The sequence below is a fragment of the Rhodococcus sp. (in: high G+C Gram-positive bacteria) genome (genome assembly GCF_049299235.1).
Lineage (GTDB): Bacteria > Actinomycetota > Actinomycetes > Mycobacteriales > Mycobacteriaceae > Rhodococcus.
Window position 1 is genome coordinate 1 of the sequence record NZ_JBAQXC010000139.1, and the last position, 18,414, is coordinate 18,414.

The window sequence follows — 18,414 nt, forward strand, 5'->3', positions numbered from 1 at the left end:
GATCTGGGCTCCGTCGCCGCACGCGGCGGCGGCCTGCGCCGCCTCCACCGCAGCCGCCTCGTCTCCGGCGAGCGCCGCGTCGACGATCGCAGGATCCGTCGGATGCAGCGACGCGACCGACGAGATCACGACGGCGCGGGGATCGCGGCCCGCGGCGAGCAGGGGACGCAGCCCTTCGAGGGTGGCCACCGCGCCGAAGTAGTTCACCTTGATGGTGAGCGGGTCGAACAGCGCCACGCCGGCACACGCGATCACGGCGTCGAGGTGGCCGCCGGTCAGGTCGCGGGCCTGCTCGACGAGGGACTGTCGGCCCTCCGTAGTGGCGAGGTCGGCAGTGATGTCGGCGTCGCGCAGATCGGCGCCGATGACCTTCGCACCCTGGTCGCGAATGTGAGCGGCGGTTGCAGCGCCGATTCCGGAGGCGCTGCCGGTGACGAGATAGGTACGAGGCATAGATCCTGAACTTTCGAGAGTGGAGGATGATGGCCAGAGAAGCGGGCGTGCCAATCTGTGCCAGGTCGCTATCTTGTGCCACGATGCTAATGTGTGTCAAGACACACTTAGGAGGGAATGTGACTGAAAGCGTGGAGTCGCTACTCGACCGGAGGCGGACGTCGATGCGCATGAATATCGCTGCCAGCGCGGCGTACTTGTTCCTCAGGGACGGCTTCGAGGCGACGACGGTCGAAGGCATCGCCAAGCGGGCCGGCATATCGGTGCGCACCTTCTACCGGCACTGCGACGCAAAGGAAGACGCACTGACCCCCGTGGTCACGTCTGGCATCCGTGATTTCGTCAGGTATCTCGCCGCGAGGCCTCACACCGAATCCGCAGCAACCGCCATCCATGAAGCGTTCCTCGACGCCCTCGCGCCGCCCGTCCTGAACGACGATGTCTTTCCGCTGAGAGAGCGCTTTACCCTGATGACTACTGTCCCCGGCATCCGTGCGCGATGGGCGGTCGCCGCCTCCGACCTCGTCCACGAACTGCGCCCCGAGATCGCAGAACGATCGGGGTTGGATCCGGATGGATTTGAATCACTGTTACTCTCGCACACACTGATTGGGATCATGACCGTCGCCCTCCAGCACTGGGCCACGAGCGACCCCGGCACCGTCGACCTCGCCGATTTGGTTGCAACCGCACTTTCACTCATTCGCCTGGACACCAACTGACCAGTAGTTGGATCACCATTCGATCCCCGAACGACAACTGACACTGACACGAACTCGAGGAGTGCAATGCCCACCCTTGTACGAACCACAATGCTGGCTGCCGATCCAGACCAAATCTGGTTGCTGGTAAGGCAATTCGATGAAATCGCCTCCTGGCATCCGCAAGTCCCACCCTCGGAAATGGAAGGCAACGCCAATCCGACAACACCCGGTGCCACAAGGAGATTCACCATCGACGGCCGCGTCGTAGCGCGTGAAGAACTGGTCGATCACGACGATCACAGACGGACATACAGTTACAAGGTGCTTGACCAGCCACTCCCGATCAGCGATTTCATCGCACGCATCGAAGTGCTATGGGCACCCGACGGTGCCGAAGTGCGATGGCACGCCACCTACACCGGCGCGGATGACATTATCCCCGTCGTCGAGAAGGCATTCGGCGACGAGGTCTACGCCACCGGCCTCGAGGCGCTCCGTCAACGATTCGATCGCCAGTAGCGCTTGCACCCGTGACGACGGGAGACACGAGAACGTGCGGACGGTATGGCATGTGCAAGCCGCTGGCAGAGGCCGAGGCGGCTCCGTGAACTGACACCGCCTACCGGGACCGCAGGCCCCCACCGAAGCGCAGTGAGGGGCCATCGCCACGGTCGGCTCGGCGTGATTTCGAGGATCTCCACCGCCGCTTGTGAGGGGGCGATCCCGGGCAAACAGTCCCCGGATAGGGGTGTGCCCCGGCCTCCAAAGGGGAATGGCCGGGCACTGCGCGGGCGTCTGGGGGACAGCGCATCCCGCGCAGTGCCTCGGCCATCCTTCCCCGGACGTCGGGGCACACCCCTATCCAGGGGCCGTCACATCGGATCGGTGAGATGACGGGAGGCGTCACTCCAGAGTCTCTACGCCCCCCTGCGTGTCAGCATGAGGTGAGTCCACCGGTTCACAGCAACCCCGCCTGCAGGGCGAGATACGGATCCACCAAGCGATGACGATTTCCACCCGTATGCCGGTCGAGGACAATGACCGCATGGCCTCCACCCACCCCTGCGCCGACGGACCCCGCCGGCGCATGTTCAGCCCCGCCGACAAGCTCTCCCACCTGGCCGCATACGAGCAGGCCTGCGAGACGAACGAGGGCGGGGGCGTGCCTACGCCGTGAAGGCCTGTACTCGTCGCTGATCAGCGAGTGGCGCAAACAACACGACGCCGGCGTCCTCGACGGCAAGCAGTCCGGGACGAAGATCGGCAAACTCGCCGACGAACCGGCCTCGGCCGTCGAGAATCTCGCCCGACCGGGTGATCGCCACCGCGGTGTTCGCCGACCAGGAACGCCTCGCCGGTCGAATCATGGTGCAACGCAACCAGATCCGCGCTCTGCTGGATGCGCTGCTCGCTGCACCGGCTCGGGAACTGACCACCGTGCAGGCCGCGAGCCTGCTCGGCATCACCCCGGTCCGGGTCGGTGGCGCGTTGCTGCAGGCCAAGCGGGTGCTCGACGTCGAAGGCTACGAGGTGCTGCTGCTCGACGGCGGTGTCGTCAAGCTCGACGAAGCGGCGCTGCGCGAACAGTTCGGGCTCGGCTCGTGACCGCGCCGGTCTCCCCGCGCCGACGTCGCGAGATCCTCGACGCGTTGCGCCGCGGCACCGTGCCGTCCAACGGACTCGACCAGCTCGCCGTCGGACTGGGCCGCTTCGAAACCGAACTCGACGCCGAACTGTCCGTCGTCGCCGGCGGCGGCGCCATGTTCAAGGCGGTGCGTGGCGACTACGGCTCCGGCAAGACGTTCTTCGCGCGCTGGCTCGCCGACCGCGCCACCAAACGCGGCTTCGCGGTCGCCGAGGTGCAGATCAACGAGATCGACACGCCGCTGCACAAACTCGAAACGGTGTACCGGCGCAGCATCGAATCTTTGCGGACCGCGTCGATCCCGCCGTCCGCGCTGCGACCGATCCTCGACGCGTGGCTGTTCACCATCGAAGACGACGCGGCGAAACAGGGAGCCAGCGTCGACGACCTGCTCGAACGGCGCCTCGCCGACGTGGCGACGCGCGCGCCGGTGTTCCCGATGGCGATCCGCGCCTATCGAAGGATGCTCACCGACGGTGACAACGACGGCGCCGACGGCCTGGTCGCGTGGCTCGGCGGGCAACCGCACGTCGCGGCCGCGGTCAAACGCCGCGCCGGCATCAAGGGCGACCTCGACCATTTCCTCGCCCTCGGCTTCCTCCGCGGACTGCTCGCCGTCCTCGCCGACGCCGGCAACGCCGGACTCCTGCTGGTGCTCGACGAGGTGGAGACGTTGCAGCGGGTGCGGTCCGATGCGCGCGCCAAAGCGTTGAATGCGCTGCGGCAACTCGTCGACGAGGTGCACGACGGGCACTTCCCGGGCCTGTATCTGCTGATCACCGGCACTCCGGCGTTCTTCGAGGGACGCCAGGGCATCCAGTTGCTGCCACCACTTGCGGACCCGGTTGCACACCGATTTCTCCCGCGACCCTCGCTTCGACAACCCGCGTGCCCCGCAGCTGCGGCTGACCGGGTTCGACCTGGAGCGGCTCGTCGAACTCGGCGGTCGCGTGCGCGAGTTGTTCTGCAGTGGAACCGATTCCGCGGTTCGCGTGCGCGCCGCCGCGGACGACGAGTTTCTGCGTCGCTTCGCCGCGGCGGTCGCCGGTGGGCTCGGCGGCAGGGTCGGGATCGCGCCGCGGTTGTTCCTGCGCAAACTCGTCGACGTGCTCGACGTCATCGAACTGCACCCCGATTTCGACCCGTACAGCGACTACGACGTGAAGATCGCGTCCTCGGCAATGTCGGCCGCGGAACGCGAAGTCGTGGGCGCCGACGACGTCCGGATAGAACGTTCGCCGGTCGTCGCCTTCCCGCCGGTACTACCGTGGATCGGGAGGACGCGCCGCCTCCTGTGGCAATCGGAAACGGGAAGGTACCGGACGATGGCGATCAAAGCCGTGTTGTTCGACATGGACGGAACCCTGATCGATTCGGTGTACGCGCACGTCGGAGCGTGGTGGCAGGCGTTCGCCGAGTGCGGTGTGGAGGTGCCGCACTGGGAGATCCACCGCCGGATCGGGATGGACGGTGACCGTTTGGTCGACGAACTTCTGACCGGCTTCGGGGGAGAGCAGGTCGACACCGACGCGGTTGCGGAGCGAGCGAGTGCGCTGCACAGCCGATACTACGAGGACGCGGCAAAGCGCGTGAGGCCGCTGCCGGGAGCCCGCCAACTGCTTCATGCGGTACACGAGCGCGGCCTCGTCATCGTCGTAGCGACGACCTCGTCGCCGCACGAGTTGGATCTCGCTCGAACGGTGTTGGACTGCGACTCGGTGATCTCGGCGGCTACCACCGGCGACGATGTGGAAGAGGCCAAACCCGATCCGACGGTGGTGGCGCTGGCACTCGAGCGGGCGGGCGTCGACGCCGACGACGCCGTGTTCATCGGCGACGCCACCTGGGATGCGCGCGCAGCCGGGCGTGCCGGTGTGCGTGCCATCGCGGTGCGGACCGGTGGCATCGGGGACGCCGAGCTGTGGTCCGCGGGTTTCGCGCGCATCGTCGATACACCCGCTCAGGTGCTCGCGGCAATCGACGAACTCACCGCGTCCGACGCTGATGTCGTGCGGGATCGGTAGGGGAATCTTTTCCACGCACTCAGGACGAGGGACCAGCCCCGTCCGGGGTCTTCGTCAGCGCGGAACCATTGTGGGCGGCGACATGATCGGTTTTGTCGCTGGCGATCTCGTACTGAGGTTCGTCGGCGTTCGCGCGTCGCGTGTGGCCCTTGTATTTGAAATCGGTGGTGTGGACCTTCGTGATGGTGCCGGATACCCAACCGGCTTCGGAATTCCAGCGGACGTGGTCGCCGACCGCGAACTGCTCGCTCATGTGGTGTCTCCTGTCTGCTTCGGGTATGTCACGACACCGTCGGAACTCACCGACGGCGCAGCGCCCCACTGCCCCAGCACATGCGGCTTCGGGGCGCCGTTGTTCATCAGATGCACCACAGCCCACCCCCGAGCGGTCAACGTGTTCGCGATCAGCAGGCGGTGGCAGCGCCACGGCATCGGCTCGCCGCACAGGACGGCGACGTGCCGGTCTGCGGCGAGATCGGTGAGGCGCGCGAGACCCACCTCGAAGTCGGGGGTGAGGGTGTAGTCCGCGTAGTTCTTGAAGCTGGCGTTGTGCCATCCGGCGTTGAGTGCCGGGTCGATGCCCTGCTGTTTCGGGCGTCGTCCGCCGAGTTCGGCCAGGTGCAGGTATCCGATATCGGCATCCTCGAGCCATGCCGGCATCGCGTCGGCGTCGAACTGCGGGCTCCTGCGTGAGCCCGGCATCTTGCGGACATCGACGACGAGCCCGATCTCCGCTGAGGCAAGCGTGTCGAGGACGACGGCCGGCGGGCAGGTCCAGTGGCCGATGGTCCAGAGTTCACGGGCTTCCGTGCTCACACAAGGTGCTCCTTTCCGGACGTCGTCGTTATCGACGGTAGCGGACGCCGACAGCATCGGTCACGAACCGAGACCTCCCGGTGCACTGCGACGGAGAAGTTCCTCGCTTCCACACAACCAGGCCGTGCTGACAACTGCGGGTCGTAGGGTCTACGAGGGGAGGATGGATTTCATGGCACATGTACAGCGTTTCGACCATGTCGGCATCACCGTCGCGGACCGCCTGGGCGGCTGCTGCCGAATCGTGGAACGTGACGTTGAAACGGGAGACGCTGCCGGGGCGGAAGCGCTGGACTTGTGCGGGTGAGGTGCGCACAGAAGCCTTCCGGTGGATCACGCGTTACAACACACGAATGAGGCATTCCGCTCTCGGCCAGATCTGTCCGATCGAGCTCGAGCAGCGATCGACTACGGCAGACGCTGCCGCATAGGTATTGGTGTCCACATCTCGGGGGCCCCGGATCGGATCACGTTCGCTCGCGGTCTGCGTATCATCCGCCGAACCGTCGCCGGGACGGCGGGCTTTTCCCTGGTTCCTGGAAGTAGTTGTTGCACAATGCTATTGCCGATGTATCGGCCAGGGTCAATCCTGTTCGTCATGACCGGACCTGTCCTCCTGCGGTCGAACGCGGCCGCCACAACAGATATCGTGCCGAGAAACGTGACGAGACGGCCGGTGCCGGTGGATCAGAGCTGGGAAAACCAACCTCGGTCGTCTGCGGATCGGTTCGAGACGCACCCATCGGATTTCGAAGAATCGCAACCATCGGCATCCGGACGGGTCGATACTGGAAGGCAACCCTGATTCCACCAGCGAAGCGGTGACCTGTGTCCGATCATGAGGTACTCGTAGTCGGTGCCGGCCCGGTGGGTCTGACCGCGGCCGTCGAACTGCGTCGACGCGGCATCTCGTGCCGCATCGTCGATGCGCTACCCGAGTCGGTGCAGTACGCGAAAGCCGTCGGGATCCAACCCCGCACGCTGGAAGTCTTCGAGAACATGGGTGTGCTCGCCCCCGTCCTCAACGCTGCGATTGCACTGCGCGGGCAGATCGTCTACGTCAACGGTGTCGAGCAAGGACAGATCGTTTTCGTTGTCCCGGAAGATGTTCCGTACGGATTCCTCGGGCTCCCGCAGTATTCCACCGAACGGATCCTCACCGAGCGATTGCACGTCCTCGGGTGCACCGTCGAACGGGAGACACGCCTGGTGTCGTTCGTTCAGGACGACGACGGAGTGACGGCGACCCTTGCCGGGCCGTCCGGGGAAGAAACGGTGCGCGCGTCGTACATCGTGGGCTGCGACGGAGCGCACAGCACCGTGCGGAGAACCCTCGGTCTGAGTTTCGAGGGCGCGGCGTTCGCCGAACAGTACATGCTCGGCGACGTCGAGGTGGACTGGAATCTGCCGCGCGGCTGGGCGATCCGATCGATGCACGTCACCGACGGCGACACCGACGATGTCCTGGTGTGCATTCCGCTGCCGGGCCGGAATCGGTACCGCATGTCCATGTTGGTGCCCGACGACCTGGCCACCGGGCCGGTCTCGGCCGATGTGGTTCAGCACGGATTCGAAGGTGATCGCAAACCCGAACTGCACCACATCCAGGCAGTTCTCGACCGGCTGTCCCCGGAACCCACCAGAGCGTCGTCGCTGCGATGGTCGTCGGTGTTCCGGATCAGTCACCGCATCGTCGACTCCTACGGGCGCGGCCGGGCGTTCGTAGCCGGCGACGCGGCGCACATCCACCCACCGACCGGCGCTCAGGGAATGAACACCGGTATCCAGGACGCGCACAACCTGGCGTGGAAACTCGCGCTCGCGGTGCAGGGGGTTGCTGCCGAAGGGCTCACCGAGACGTACGACACGGAACGTCGACCGGTGGGCGAGGAGGTCGTCGACCGCACGGTCCGCGACGCGCGGGAAGGGATCGGCGCCGGGGAAACCGATCCCGACTACGTCGTCAGGCGCGAGGCGCAACTTCTCATCGACTACGCGGGCAGTTCCCTCACTGGGGGAGAACGAGACGGTTCGGGGTTGGCGGCGGGTGCCCGTGCTCCGGACGCGCGCGGGCTCACCCGCGACGCGGTGTCCTTCCCGGTGCGCGTGTTCTCGTTGCTGGCGGGGACGAACCACACACTCCTGCTCTACGCACATGCGACGCCGAGCGTCGAGGACGCCGAACTGCTCGAAACTCTCGCGGCGACCGCGGAGGCGGCCACCCACGGGCGCCTGACCACCTACCTGATCGCCGCACCCGATGCGGACGTCGACGCGACGACGCTGCCGGTCGTCCGCGACACCGAACGCCAGTTTGCGCACGCATACGGCGCGGACGGTCCCGGGATGTTCGTCATCAGGCCGGACGGATACCTCGGGTATCGGCGTGATGCCTTCGATCAGGCGGGTATCGCCGCCTACTTCACGTCGACGTTCGGCTGATACCCACCACCACCCACCACCGCCCGGCGGATTCTCGATGCCGGGGGTGGATATCACGCGGCCCGGATGCCCGCGCGAACTGCCGCACCCGGCCACGCCTGGCGCATGTCGTCCGGCATGCTGAACTGGACGCGATACGACATGGTGGGAGAACACGTGCCGGACGATCGACGAGCGCCCAAGCGCCGCACAACCGAGCGGGGCAGTGGATGACCGACGACGCCTTCGCCCTGCTGCACCCCGGAGTCCAATACCACCTGGCCAACACGCTGCGCTGGGACGGACTGCGACCCACCCAGGCAGCGGCCGTCGCCCCGATCCTCGCCGGCGACGACACTCTCGTGCTGGCGCCGACCGCCGGCGGCAAGACCGAAGCTGCCGCCTTCCCGCTGCTGTCGGCGATGGCGCACCACGACTGGCAGGGCACCTCGGTGCTGTACGTGTGCCCGCTGCGGGCACTGCTGAACAACCTGCAACCACGCCTGCACGGCTACGCCCAGTGGCTCGGCCGCAGCGCCGCCGTGTGGCACGGTGACGTGAACCGATCCGCCCGCACACGCATCCTGCGCGAGAGACCCGACATCCTGCTCACCACCCCCGAATCGCTCGAGGCGATGCTCGTGTCCACCAAGGTCGATCCGCGGGTCCTGTTCGCCGGGCTGCGGGCCGTCGTCGTCGACGAGGTCCACGCCTTCGCCGGCGACGACCGCGGGTGGCACCTGCTCGCCGTCCTCGAACGACTCGCGCGTGTCGCGGGCCGCGACCTCCAACGCATCGGGCTGTCCGCCACCGTCGGCAATCCCGACGAGTTGCTGTCGTGGCTGCAGGGCAGCGCCACCGCCCGTCCCCGGCGCGTCGTCGCCCCGGATGCCGGAGCGCCCGCGACTGCGCCGGACATCACCGTCGACTATGTCGGATCTGTAGCCAACGCCGCGACGATCATCGCCTCTCTGCACCACGGCGAGAAGCGGTTGGTGTTCGTCGACTCGCGTCGTCGCGCAGAGGAATTGGGCGCCGCGCTGCGTGATCGCGGCATCACCACATTCCTGTCGCATTCATCGCTGTCCGCGGCCGAACGGCGCCGATCCGAGGACGCGTTCGCCGAATCCCGCGACACGGTGATCGTCGCGACGTCCACCCTCGAACTCGGCATCGATGTCGGCGACCTCGACCAGGTGATCCAGATCGGCGCTCCCCGCACCGTCGCGGCGTTTCTGCAGCGGCTCGGTCGTACCGGCCGACGCTCTGGGACAGTTCGAAACTGCCTGTTCCTCTGTCTCGACGACGAACAGGAACTCCTCGCCCTCGGCATGCTCGACCGCTGGGCCCGCGGCTGGGTCGAACCGATCACGCCACCGCCGTTCCCGCGGCACATCGCCGCGCAGCAGATGATGGCGTTGCGCCTGCAGGAACACCGACTCGGCGCATCGAGTTGGCGGAGCTGGTGGGGAAGCCTGCCGATCTTCGACGACACCGCCGACAGCATCATGGAATTCCTGTGTGAGCAAGGATTTTTCGATCGAGACGGGGAGTTCCTGCACATCGGGCCGGAGACGGAACGCCGATTCGGCCGCTGCTACTTCTCCGACCTGACCGCGGTGTTCAGTGCACCACCGGAATTCACGGTCCTCGCCGGGCGCAACGAAGTCGGCGCCATCGGCACCGATCTGCTGACCGAGGAGATCGACGGCCCCCGGATACTGTTGCTCGCCGGCCGTTCGTGGCAGGTCACCCACATCGACTGGCAACGACGACGGTGCTTCGTCGAGCCCGTCGATTCCGGTGGCCGAGCCAGGTGGTCCGGGCTCGGCGGAGGTGTTTCGTACGAGATCACCCAGGGTATGCGTTCGGTGCTGCTCGGCGCGACACCAGCGGGTGTCACGTTGACGCGCCGAGCCCGAGCGACGCTCGGCGACCTACGCGCAACGTACCGTCCCGCCGTCGACCCCGACACGGTCGTGCTCGCGCTTCCGACCGACGGCACCGGACGGTGGTGGACATGGGCGGGTACCGCGGCCAATCGCACGCTGCAGGCATCGCTGCCGGACCTGATCGACCCTCGGCAGCGCATCGACGAGAAATCGTTGCGGCTGCTGCCCGAGGTCACCGCACACGACGTGTCCGCCGCGCTCACCCGGATCGCGTGGCGCACCCCGCTGGTCGCGGCGAACGCGGTGTCCGGACTGAAGTTCTCCGCCGCGCTGCCGCCGGGACTCGCCGAGCAGACCCTCGCCGAGCGACTCGGGGACGACCTCGGTGCTCGCCGGGCGGCGGAGGTACCGCGTACGATCCGCCGCAGTATCGAATAGCCGTGCGTTCTTCGCCGTTGTCGGCGAAATCGAACCGAGTGACGCGACCCCACCGCGCTCCGCGGATCTCGACCCACCAGCCATCGACGAATCGCAAGGAGTTGCCATGTACTCGATCATCCCGCTGCCTGCCCGTGTCGAAGCCACCGCCGGTGACCCGGTCTGCGTGCGGGCGGGCGACACCGTCACGTGGTCCGACCCCGTGCTCGATGCACTCGCCGGGCAGTTCGTGCAGGACGTCGAACGCGCGTGCGGTCTCCGTCTCGAGACCGGGCGGGTAGGGCTGATCGAACTCGTCCTCGCCGACGAGATTCCGGGACTCGACATGCTCCCCGCGACTCGTGGAGTCAGCCCGACCGACGGCGACCCGGCAGACGAGCGGTACCGCCTGCGGGTGGGAAACGGCAGAATCCGCATCGCCGGCACACGGCCGGAAGGGATCTTCCGCGGCCTCACCACCCTGATCCAGATGATCGGCGTGATCCCGGACGGCGCCGACAGTGTGGCATTGGACCCGATCGAAATCCACGACGCGCCGCGATACGCGTGGCGGGGACTGTCGTTGGACGTGGTGCGGCGGTTCATGCCGACCGGCGAAGTCACCCAGGTCATCGACCAGCTCGCCCGGTTCAAGATGAATGTGCTGCACCTGCATCTGACGGACAACGAGGGCTGGCGCCTCGAGATCACCGAACGCCCACGGCTGACCGAGATCGGCGGGTCGACGGCGGCGGGGGAGCGTCCCGGTGGGTTCTACACCCAGCAGCAGTACCGCGAACTCGTCGACTACGCCGCGGACCGGTTCGTCACCGTCGTACCAGAAATCGACATGCCGGGCCACGCGGCCGCCGCCATCGCCTCGTACCCCGAATTGCTGCCGGGCGGCGGGTCGCCGGCCGATCCGTCGTCGTCGGCGCTCGATCCGGCGGTGCCGGGCACCATGGATTTCGTTCGCGCGGTCCTCACCGAGGTCGCGGCGCTCACCCCGGGCGCCTATCTTCACGCCGGTGGCGACGAAGTGTTCGGGATGGACGACGAGGTGTATCGGCGGTTCATGACCGAGGCTCAAACCATCGTCCGCGAACTGGGAAAGAAACTGGTCAGCTGGCAGGAGGCGGCGCGGGCGGGGGTGAGCGCGGGCTCGGTGTCGCAGTACTGGATGAACAGTGACCTCGACACGAGCATGCTGAGCAACGCTGCAGAACACGGTATCGACATCCCGGCCGAGTTCCTGCCGAGCATCGAAGCCAGTCTCCGGCAGGCACGCGGAGACGTGACTCGGGCATTGGCGTCCGGCGCGGTGATCCTGCTGTCACCGTCGTCCCTGATCTATCTCGACAACCCGTACACCGAACCCGGACCCGCCGACCAGGAGGATCAGCGCGCACGACTGGGTATGCGGCTGTACCCGGGGAACACGGTCGAGTCGGCCGTCGACTGGGATCCGCTCGACGTGCACACCGACATCGATTCGGACGACACGATAGCCGGTGTCGAAGCCGCCCTGTGGTGCGAAACCGTCGACCGGTTCGAGGACGCCCAGTTCCTGATGCAACCGCGTCTGGCCGGGGCCGCCGAACGGGCCTGGGCACCGGCAGGACCGTTCGATTGGAGTGACTACGCGGTGCGGCTCGCCGGGCAGGCACCCCTGTGGCGGCGCGACGGCTGGGACTTCTTCCGGTCGGCCTCGGTCGAGTGGACGTAGGTCACCTGCTCTGACGTCGTCGCCCGCGGCGGAACCACGCACCACCCATCGCAATTCGGAACGAACCTTCGCAGGCGTTTCCGCTCCCGTTTCCCGGGTATTCGCGGCAGGGACGAGGAGGTCGGACGAAATGCCTGTGTGGGGATGGATCTTGATCGTGGTACTCGCGGTGATCGCCGTCGTCGCGGTGGCTGCGGCGATCGCCGCTGCCCGCTCGGCCCGGAGTCGCACGCGGACGGAGCACCTGCAAGAGCGGTTCGGACCCGAGTACGAACGGACGGTCGACGAGGCCGGAAACCGGCATTCCGCGGAGAAGGAACTCGTGGACCGGGAGAAGATGCGGGATGCTCTCGACATCGTCGCGCTCCCGCCGGCGGCGCGAGAAAAGTATCAACAGTCCTGGCTGACGGTGCAGGCCGCGTTCATCGACGATCCGTCGAACGCGGTCGGTCGTGCGGATCGGCTCGTCACCGAGGTCATGCGTGAGCGGGGCTACCCTGTCGACGACTTCGAGCGGCGCGCAGCCGACATCTCGGTCGACCATCCTGAGGTAGCCGACAACTATCGGACCGCTCACGAGATCTACCGGAAGCAGCAGAACGGCGCCGCCGGCACGGAGGACCAGCGCGAGGCGTTCCTGCACTATCGGACGCTTTTCGAGTCGTTGCTAGAGGGCGGCACCGGCGAGGACGATCAACAAGGAGTGGGCACATGACAACTCAGGGTTCGTATTCCGACGACGCGACGACCCAGGGGCAGGGACTTCCGAACGAGGCCGTCGAGTCGACGTCTGCGCGAGGCGACGCGGATTCTCGCCACGAACTGTTCGCCGCCGACGAGTTGTCGACGTTCAAGACGCGCTGGGACGAAGTCCAGGCGCAATTCGTCGATGATCCCAGGGACTGCGTCCGCAATGCGGACACTCTGGTATCCGACGTCGTCGAGCGACTCACGAGCGGTTTCGCCGAAGCGCGTTCGCGGCTCGAGGAGCAATGGGCTCGGGGCGACGAAGCGTCGACAGAAGATCTTCGGGTCGCATTGAAACGGTACCGCGAGTTCTTCCAGCGGTTGCTCTCGATCTGAGCGAGTCGCCGGGACGCCGCCGTTGTCCCGGCGACCCTACGCTGGTGCGTCGATCGACGGGCGGAAGTCGGAACGACCGCCACCCCGGATCCCGTCAGGGTTGTCGACGGCTCATCGACATCGATGTCGGCCACCATGTGCCGACGGCCCGCGACTCTCATTGCGAGATCGCGACGCAACTGTCGAATGTCGCTGTATTCACGCGGTTGGTGGTGAAGCCGTCCTCACCGTCAGGCGAGCAGTGCGCGGATGTCGTCGGCGGTCAGCGCGGACGAGAACATCTCACCGTCGTCGACGACGGAGGAGAACAACTCGGCCTTGCGCAGTTGCAGCGCCCGCACTTTCGCTTCGATGGTGTCGCGGGCGATCAACCGGTACACCATGACGTTGCGGGTCTGCCCGATGCGGTGGGTACGGTCGACGGCCTGCGCTTCCGTCGCGGGATTCCACCACGGGTCGAGCAGGAAACAATAGTCCGCCTCCACCAGGTTCAACCCGAACCCGCCGGCTTTGAGACTGATGAGGAACACCGGCGCCGACCCGGATTTGAAGTCTGCGAGCACCGTCCCGCGTTTGCGGGTCTTACCGTCCAGATACAGATAGTCGATGCCCGCGGCGTCGAGCCGTGCCCGGACACGATCGAAGAATCCGGTGAACTGGCTGAACACCAATGCGCGGTGCCCACCGGCGATCACGTCGTCGAGTTGTTCGAGCAGCGCGTCGATTTTCGCGGAGCCGACCTTGTGGTGTGCATCGTCGACCAGCGCCGGATCGAGGCTCATCTGCCGCAGTAGCGTCAGCGACCGCAGGATCGTGAAGCGGTTGCGGTCCAGGTCGTCGACGAGGCCGAGAATCTTCTGTCGCTCCCGCTGCAACTGCCGATCGTAGAGGGTGCGATGCTTCGGTGCGAGTTCCACCTCGAGCACCTGCTCCTGCTTGTCCGGTAGGTCGGGGGCGACCTGCTCCTTGGTGCGGCGCAACATCAGTGGTTTGATCCGTTGCCGCAACTGCACGAGAAGCTCGGGGCTGGAACCACTCTCGATGGGCTTGCGGTAGTAGTCCTGGAACTTCGTCGGGTTCGGGAACAGGCCGGGTGCGGTGATCGACAGCAGCGACCACAATTCCATCAGGTTGTTCTCCATCGGGGTGCCGGTGATCGCGACCTTCAGCGGCGCCTCGATCTGGCGCACACACTGATACGCCTTGGCGCGATGGTTCTTCACGAACTGTGCTTCGTCGAGCAGCAGCATCGACCAACCCTGTTCGAGATAGTCGTCGATGTCCAGGCGCAGCAACGTGTACGAGGTGACGACCACATCGATACCGTCGAGCAACTCACCCAGTCCCACCCCGCGCTTGCCGGACGTCTCGGCGATCGCGAGGACATTCAGATCGGGGGTGAACTGCCGTGCCTCGGACGCCCAGTTCGACACCACCGACGTCGGTGCGACGATGAGCACCGGCGCATCATCGGGACGCTTGGTGCGGGCATGGCAGATCAGGGCGAGCGACTGGAGCGTCTTGCCGAGTCCCATGTCGTCGGCCAGAACGCCGCCGAGTCCGTGCGTCCACAGGAACGTCAGCCAGCGGAACCCGTCGAGCTGATACGGCCGCAGCGTGGCCTGCAGCGCTTTCGGTGCCCGTGTCTTCGCGGCAGATTTCACCTCGAGCAGGCCCTGCACCTGCTTCTTCCACGCCGCGGCCTGCCGGTCGACGACACCGAGTTCCGCCAGCTCCTCCCACATTCCTGCCTGGAAACGGCTCAGCCGCAACCGATCCGGGTCGTCATCCTCGTGGAGCGCGCGGGCCTCCTCGACGAGCCGACGCAACTGCTGCAACTCGGGCTTGTCCAGCGACAGATACGCCCCGTCCGGCAGCATCAGAAACGACGCGCCGTCGCTGAGCGCGGTGAACACCTCCCGGAACGGCACGGTCGCACCGTCGAGTTCGATGGTGATGTTCAGATCGAACCAATCGGAGTCGCCGGTGGCCTTGGTGGACAACCCGATCCGCAGGCTGTCGCTCACATCGCGATAGTCGGCGGGCGTGCCCTCGATTCGTACGTCCACATCGTCGCGGCCGGACAGCAACGGCAGCAACTCGGTGGTGAAACGGGCGGTGTCGAACCCCCCGAGTGTCGACTGGGACAGCAACCGCCCGCCGATGTGGTTGTCCAGCCCGAACGGCGTCAGCATGGGCCGGATCACGGCGAGCAGACGGTCCTCCGCGTCACTGTCGCGGACCGCGTCGCCACGGCCGTCGTACAGGTCCACGGCGTGCTCGGCGTCGCCGATCGTGTAAAGGAACTGCCACTGTAGGTCGGTACAATGCCCGGTGCGGTAGGCGACGCGCAGCAGGAGCACGGGGCCGCTCACCGTGGGGGCGGTGAACGAGCCGTCGACGGAGGTCACCGTCGCGGTCCGCTGCAACTGCGGATAGTAGGTCGCCGAGAAGCGGGGCACCTGGTCGGCCGGCACCGTCAGCGCGGCCTTGTCCAGCAGCAGCCGCTGCATCCCGTCGGCTGCGTGCCCGCGCAGGCGAGCAATGCGGAACGGCAACTCGGCCGGACCGGACTCGGTCCGGTCGCCGGACGGCAGGTAGATCACCCCGTGCGCGGGCTCACCGACGAACCCCACCACCGTGACGGCCGGGTCGTCGCCGTCGACATGCACCGTGGGGGTCACCGAGAGACCGGGGCCGGTGTCGGCCAGGTCGATGCACACCCGCGCCACCCCCGGCGGCGGCACCGCGCCGAGCGACTTGCGGGCATAGCGCAGTTCGATGCCGAGGGCGAGCGCATCGTCGAGCAGCGACCACAGTCGCGGCGACATGGCGGTCAAATCGAGAGCGGCGGTTGCCGTGGAGCTGTAGTGCACCCGTGACGCCGATTGCACCAGCGCCGCCAACTCGAGCAGCAACCGTTGGTGCGCGCGGTCCGCGTCGTGCGTATACCGCAGCGACGACCAGGAGAGATTCCCCGCCACCCACCCGGTGCGACCAGGACGCAACAACCGTGCGGTCAGCCTCGGCATCGGCGCGTTCGCCGGTGCCGACAACGCCAACTGCAACGCCAACGGCACGCCGTCGCCGGTGCCCTCGGGCCGAACGATCGTGTCGAGCGTGTGTTCCCACGACGGTTTCGCCGGTGCGACGACCGTTTGCCGCGACGCCAGCGTGAGCACCAACGCCACGACGTGCTTGCAGTTGTATCCGACCGGGCAACTGCACTCACCGAATTCGAACTCGACGCCGCGCGGGTTGGACCGGAGAACAGCGACACTCTCGTAGACGTCGGTACCCGCGACCTCACCGATCACCGCCATCTGCCGCTCGTCGAATTCGCAGCGCAGGACGGCACCGTCGCGGGCATACCGCGCACCGCGCGAGTACGCGCCCTGGCCTATCTCCGCGACCATCGATTGGACGAGGAGGTCGAGTCGGCGCAGTGAGGACATGGGTGGACAGTCTATGCGCACGTAGATCCGCGATAGAGCGCGCCGCGTGGCTGCTGGACTGCGCACATCTTGTTGCGACACGCCGAGGCGGCGCAACAAAATGTGCACGCTCACCGCCGGCCTGTCTGCGCTCCTTTCGGAACTTCCCCTACCGGGACGGTATCGGCCGCGGGCGGGAAACCACTCGCCGACGGTGACTACCCTCGAAGAATGACCGCGAATCCGGATACGCCAGCACGCACGACCACGGCGATCGTCGGCCTCGAGGCCACGTTCGCCGACGCGGTGCCGACCCTGGCCGTGCCGTGGCAGGGCGCCGACGTCCCGAAACCGGCACTGCTCGTCCTCAACGACGATCTCGCGGCCGCGCTGCGGCTGGACCCGACGAGACTACGCACCGACGACGGGATCGCAGCCTTGTCCGGGGCGGCAGCACCCGCCGATGCGACACCCGTCGCGATGGCCTACGCGGGCCACCAGTTCGGCGGGTACGCCCCGCTGCTCGGTGACGGTCGCGCACTGCTCCTCGGCGAACTCGTCGGCGTGGACGGGCAGCGGGTGGATCTGCACCTCAAAGGCTCCGGACCCACCCCGTTCTCCCGCGGCGGAGACGGTTTCGCCGTGGTCGGCCCGATGCTGCGTGAATATCTCGTCAGCGAAGCCATGCACGCCCTCGGCATCCCCACCACACGATCACTGTCGGTGGTGGCCACCGGACGGCCGGTGCACCGCGACGGTGCCGAGCCGGGGGCGGTCCTCGCGCGGGTCGCCTCGAGTCACCTGCGGGTCGGTACCTTCGAACTTGCCGCCAGACACGGCGAGATCCTGCGCACCCTCGCCGACTATGCGATCGGGCGGCACTATCCGAACCTGGCGAATCGACCCGAGTCGGGGGAGGGCAACCGCTATCTCGCGTTCTTCGACGCCGTGGTCGCGGCGCAGGCGTCGCTGGTGGCGCAGTGGATGCTCGTCGGTTTCGTGCACGGCGTGATGAACACCGACAACACGACCATCTCCGGAGAAACCATCGACTACGGCCCCTGTGCCTTTCTCGACGCCTACCACCCGTCGGCGGTGTTCAGCTCGATCGACCACAGTGGTCGCTACGCCTTCGGAAACCAACCTGCGGTCCTGAAATGGAACCTCGCGCGTTTCGCCGAAACACTACTGCCGTTGTTCGATGCGACACCCGACGACGCGATCGCCGCCGCCACCGCGGTGCTCGACACGTTCGACGAACGCTACGCGCACCACCATGACACCGGCATGGCAGCCAAACTCGGCCTGACCGAGATGCTCGACCGCACCCTGATCGACGACCTGCTCGCGACGATGGCCGATCAGGGCATGGACTTCACCGGCACTTTCCGCGCGCTCGCCGACGAACTGCGCGGCGCACCGGCAGCGCTCGACGACCTGGTTGCTCGTGCGACGATCGGCCCGTGGCTGCGGCGATGGCGGGAGGCGCTGGCCGTGCAGGGTCGCGGCGACATCGAGACGGCCGAGGCGATGGATGCCGTCAACCCCAGCTACATTCCGCGTAACCACCTGCTCGATGCTGCGCTGCGTGCGGCGACCGACGGTGACCTCGCCCCGTTCCGGACGTTGCTCGAGGTGGTGACGCATCCGTTCGAGCGGCGCGACGAATGGTCGCGGTACGCCGAACCGGCGCCGAAGGAGTTCAGCGCCTGCTTCCGAACGTTCTGCGGCACCTGACGATCAGTGCGCGAACAGGCCCACGGGCACGCGAACGTGCGCGGCCGGCCGATTCCGGTCCG

14 protein-coding genes and 3 pseudogenes are annotated in these 18,414 nt (G+C 66.8%); 13 read left to right on the top strand and 4 right to left on the bottom strand.

Annotated elements, in window-relative coordinates:
• Positions 1 to 453 (bottom strand): SDR family NAD(P)-dependent oxidoreductase (locus tag WAX14_RS08425; protein WP_422627636.1); only part of this gene is annotated, 453 nt, incomplete at its 3' end.
• A gap of 119 nt (positions 454 to 572) precedes the next feature.
• Here WAX14_RS08425 and WAX14_RS08430 point away from each other — a divergent pair.
• The 6 genes and pseudogenes from WAX14_RS08430 to WAX14_RS08455 all read left to right on the top strand — a co-directional run bounded on the left by WAX14_RS08430 (position 573) and on the right by WAX14_RS08455 (position 4,826).
• On the top strand, positions 573 to 1,175 hold the full coding sequence (locus WAX14_RS08430) for a TetR/AcrR family transcriptional regulator (RefSeq protein WP_422627637.1): 603 nt from the start codon (positions 573 to 575) through the stop codon (positions 1,173 to 1,175).
• 66 nt (positions 1,176 to 1,241) lie between these two features.
• On the top strand, positions 1,242 to 1,676 hold the full coding sequence (locus WAX14_RS08435; protein WP_422627638.1) for an SRPBCC family protein: 435 nt from the start codon (positions 1,242 to 1,244) through the stop codon (positions 1,674 to 1,676).
• Positions 1,677 to 2,202: 526 nt separating this feature from the next.
• Complete coding sequence (locus tag WAX14_RS08440; RefSeq protein ID WP_422627639.1) at positions 2,203 to 2,334, top strand: hypothetical protein; 132 nt, start codon at positions 2,203 to 2,205, stop codon at positions 2,332 to 2,334.
• Between the two features lie 137 nt (positions 2,335 to 2,471).
• Positions 2,472 to 2,762: a hypothetical protein gene (locus WAX14_RS08445; RefSeq protein WP_422627640.1), complete on the top strand. Its 291-nt coding sequence runs from the start codon at positions 2,472 to 2,474 to the stop codon at positions 2,760 to 2,762.
• Positions 2,759 to 4,034 (top strand): annotated as a pseudogene (gene brxD, locus WAX14_RS08450) (BREX system ATP-binding protein BrxD); the annotation flags it as partial. The gene WAX14_RS08445 and the pseudogene brxD, both read left to right, overlap by 4 nt.
• 93 nt (positions 4,035 to 4,127) lie before the next feature.
• Positions 4,128 to 4,826 (top strand): HAD family hydrolase, encoded by a 699-nt coding sequence (locus WAX14_RS08455; RefSeq protein ID WP_422627659.1) that lies wholly within the window; start codon positions 4,128 to 4,130, stop codon positions 4,824 to 4,826.
• Between the two features lie 19 nt (positions 4,827 to 4,845).
• Here the strand turns inward: WAX14_RS08455 and WAX14_RS08460 are convergent, their stop codons facing one another.
• Positions 4,846 to 5,079, bottom strand: a complete 234-nt coding sequence (locus tag WAX14_RS08460; RefSeq protein ID WP_422627641.1) for a DUF2945 domain-containing protein — start codon at positions 5,077 to 5,079, stop codon at positions 4,846 to 4,848.
• Complete coding sequence (locus tag WAX14_RS08465) at positions 5,076 to 5,642, bottom strand: DUF488 family protein (protein ID WP_422627642.1); 567 nt, start codon at positions 5,640 to 5,642, stop codon at positions 5,076 to 5,078. Before WAX14_RS08465 ends, WAX14_RS08460 begins: the two co-directional genes overlap by 4 nt.
• Before the next feature lie 230 nt (positions 5,643 to 5,872).
• Between WAX14_RS08465 and WAX14_RS08470 the strand changes: the two are divergent.
• The 6 genes and pseudogenes from WAX14_RS08470 to WAX14_RS08495 all read left to right on the top strand — a co-directional run.
• Positions 5,873 to 6,073, top strand: a pseudogene (locus tag WAX14_RS08470) (integrase core domain-containing protein); the annotation flags it as partial.
• Positions 6,074 to 6,470: 397 nt separating this feature from the next.
• Positions 6,471 to 8,084: an FAD-dependent monooxygenase gene (locus WAX14_RS08475; RefSeq protein ID WP_422627643.1), complete on the top strand. Its 1,614-nt coding sequence runs from the start codon at positions 6,471 to 6,473 to the stop codon at positions 8,082 to 8,084.
• Positions 8,085 to 8,293: 209 nt separating this feature from the next.
• Positions 8,294 to 10,393, top strand: coding sequence for a DEAD/DEAH box helicase (locus tag WAX14_RS08480; RefSeq protein WP_422627644.1), 2,100 nt, complete (start codon positions 8,294 to 8,296; stop codon positions 10,391 to 10,393).
• A gap of 106 nt (positions 10,394 to 10,499) precedes the next feature.
• On the top strand, positions 10,500 to 12,098 hold the full coding sequence (locus WAX14_RS08485) for a beta-N-acetylhexosaminidase (protein ID WP_422627645.1): 1,599 nt from the start codon (positions 10,500 to 10,502) through the stop codon (positions 12,096 to 12,098).
• 130 nt (positions 12,099 to 12,228) lie between these two features.
• Positions 12,229 to 12,813, top strand: coding sequence for a hypothetical protein (locus WAX14_RS08490; protein WP_422627646.1), 585 nt, complete (start codon positions 12,229 to 12,231; stop codon positions 12,811 to 12,813).
• 104 nt (positions 12,814 to 12,917) lie between these two features.
• Positions 12,918 to 13,181: pseudogene (locus WAX14_RS08495) on the top strand (hypothetical protein); the annotation flags it as partial.
• A 230-nt stretch (positions 13,182 to 13,411) separates the two neighbouring features.
• Here WAX14_RS08495 and WAX14_RS08500 read toward each other — a convergent pair.
• The gene (locus WAX14_RS08500; RefSeq protein WP_422627647.1) at positions 13,412 to 16,636 is read right to left on the bottom strand and encodes an SNF2-related protein; all 3,225 of its coding nucleotides are present in this window, start codon (positions 16,634 to 16,636) and stop codon (positions 13,412 to 13,414) included.
• A gap of 210 nt (positions 16,637 to 16,846) precedes the next feature.
• Here WAX14_RS08500 and WAX14_RS08505 point away from each other — a divergent pair, with 210 nt between their 5' ends.
• Positions 16,847 to 18,352, top strand: a complete 1,506-nt coding sequence (locus WAX14_RS08505) for a protein adenylyltransferase SelO (protein WP_422627648.1) — start codon at positions 16,847 to 16,849, stop codon at positions 18,350 to 18,352.
• Positions 18,353 to 18,414 lie beyond the last annotated feature (62 nt).

What these genes read in the sequence shown, in the direction of transcription:
- WAX14_RS08490 (WP_422627646.1), top strand. Translation starts at nt 12,229, where the DNA reads ATGCCTGTGTGGGGATGGATCTTGATCGTGGTACTCGCGGTGATCGCC.
- WAX14_RS08500 (WP_422627647.1), bottom strand. Translation starts at nt 16,636, where the DNA reads ATGTCCTCACTGCGCCGACTCGACCTCCTCGTCCAATCGATGGTCGCG.
- WAX14_RS08440 (WP_422627639.1), top strand. Translation starts at nt 2,203, where the DNA reads ATGGCCTCCACCCACCCCTGCGCCGACGGACCCCGCCGGCGCATGTTC.
- WAX14_RS08435 (WP_422627638.1), top strand. Translation starts at nt 1,242, where the DNA reads ATGCCCACCCTTGTACGAACCACAATGCTGGCTGCCGATCCAGACCAA.
- WAX14_RS08455 (WP_422627659.1), top strand. Translation starts at nt 4,128, where the DNA reads ATGGCGATCAAAGCCGTGTTGTTCGACATGGACGGAACCCTGATCGAT.
- WAX14_RS08480 (WP_422627644.1), top strand. Translation starts at nt 8,294, where the DNA reads ATGACCGACGACGCCTTCGCCCTGCTGCACCCCGGAGTCCAATACCAC.
- WAX14_RS08485 (WP_422627645.1), top strand. Translation starts at nt 10,500, where the DNA reads ATGTACTCGATCATCCCGCTGCCTGCCCGTGTCGAAGCCACCGCCGGT.
- WAX14_RS08505 (WP_422627648.1), top strand. Translation starts at nt 16,847, where the DNA reads ATGACCGCGAATCCGGATACGCCAGCACGCACGACCACGGCGATCGTC.
- WAX14_RS08460 (WP_422627641.1), bottom strand. Translation starts at nt 5,079, where the DNA reads ATGAGCGAGCAGTTCGCGGTCGGCGACCACGTCCGCTGGAATTCCGAA.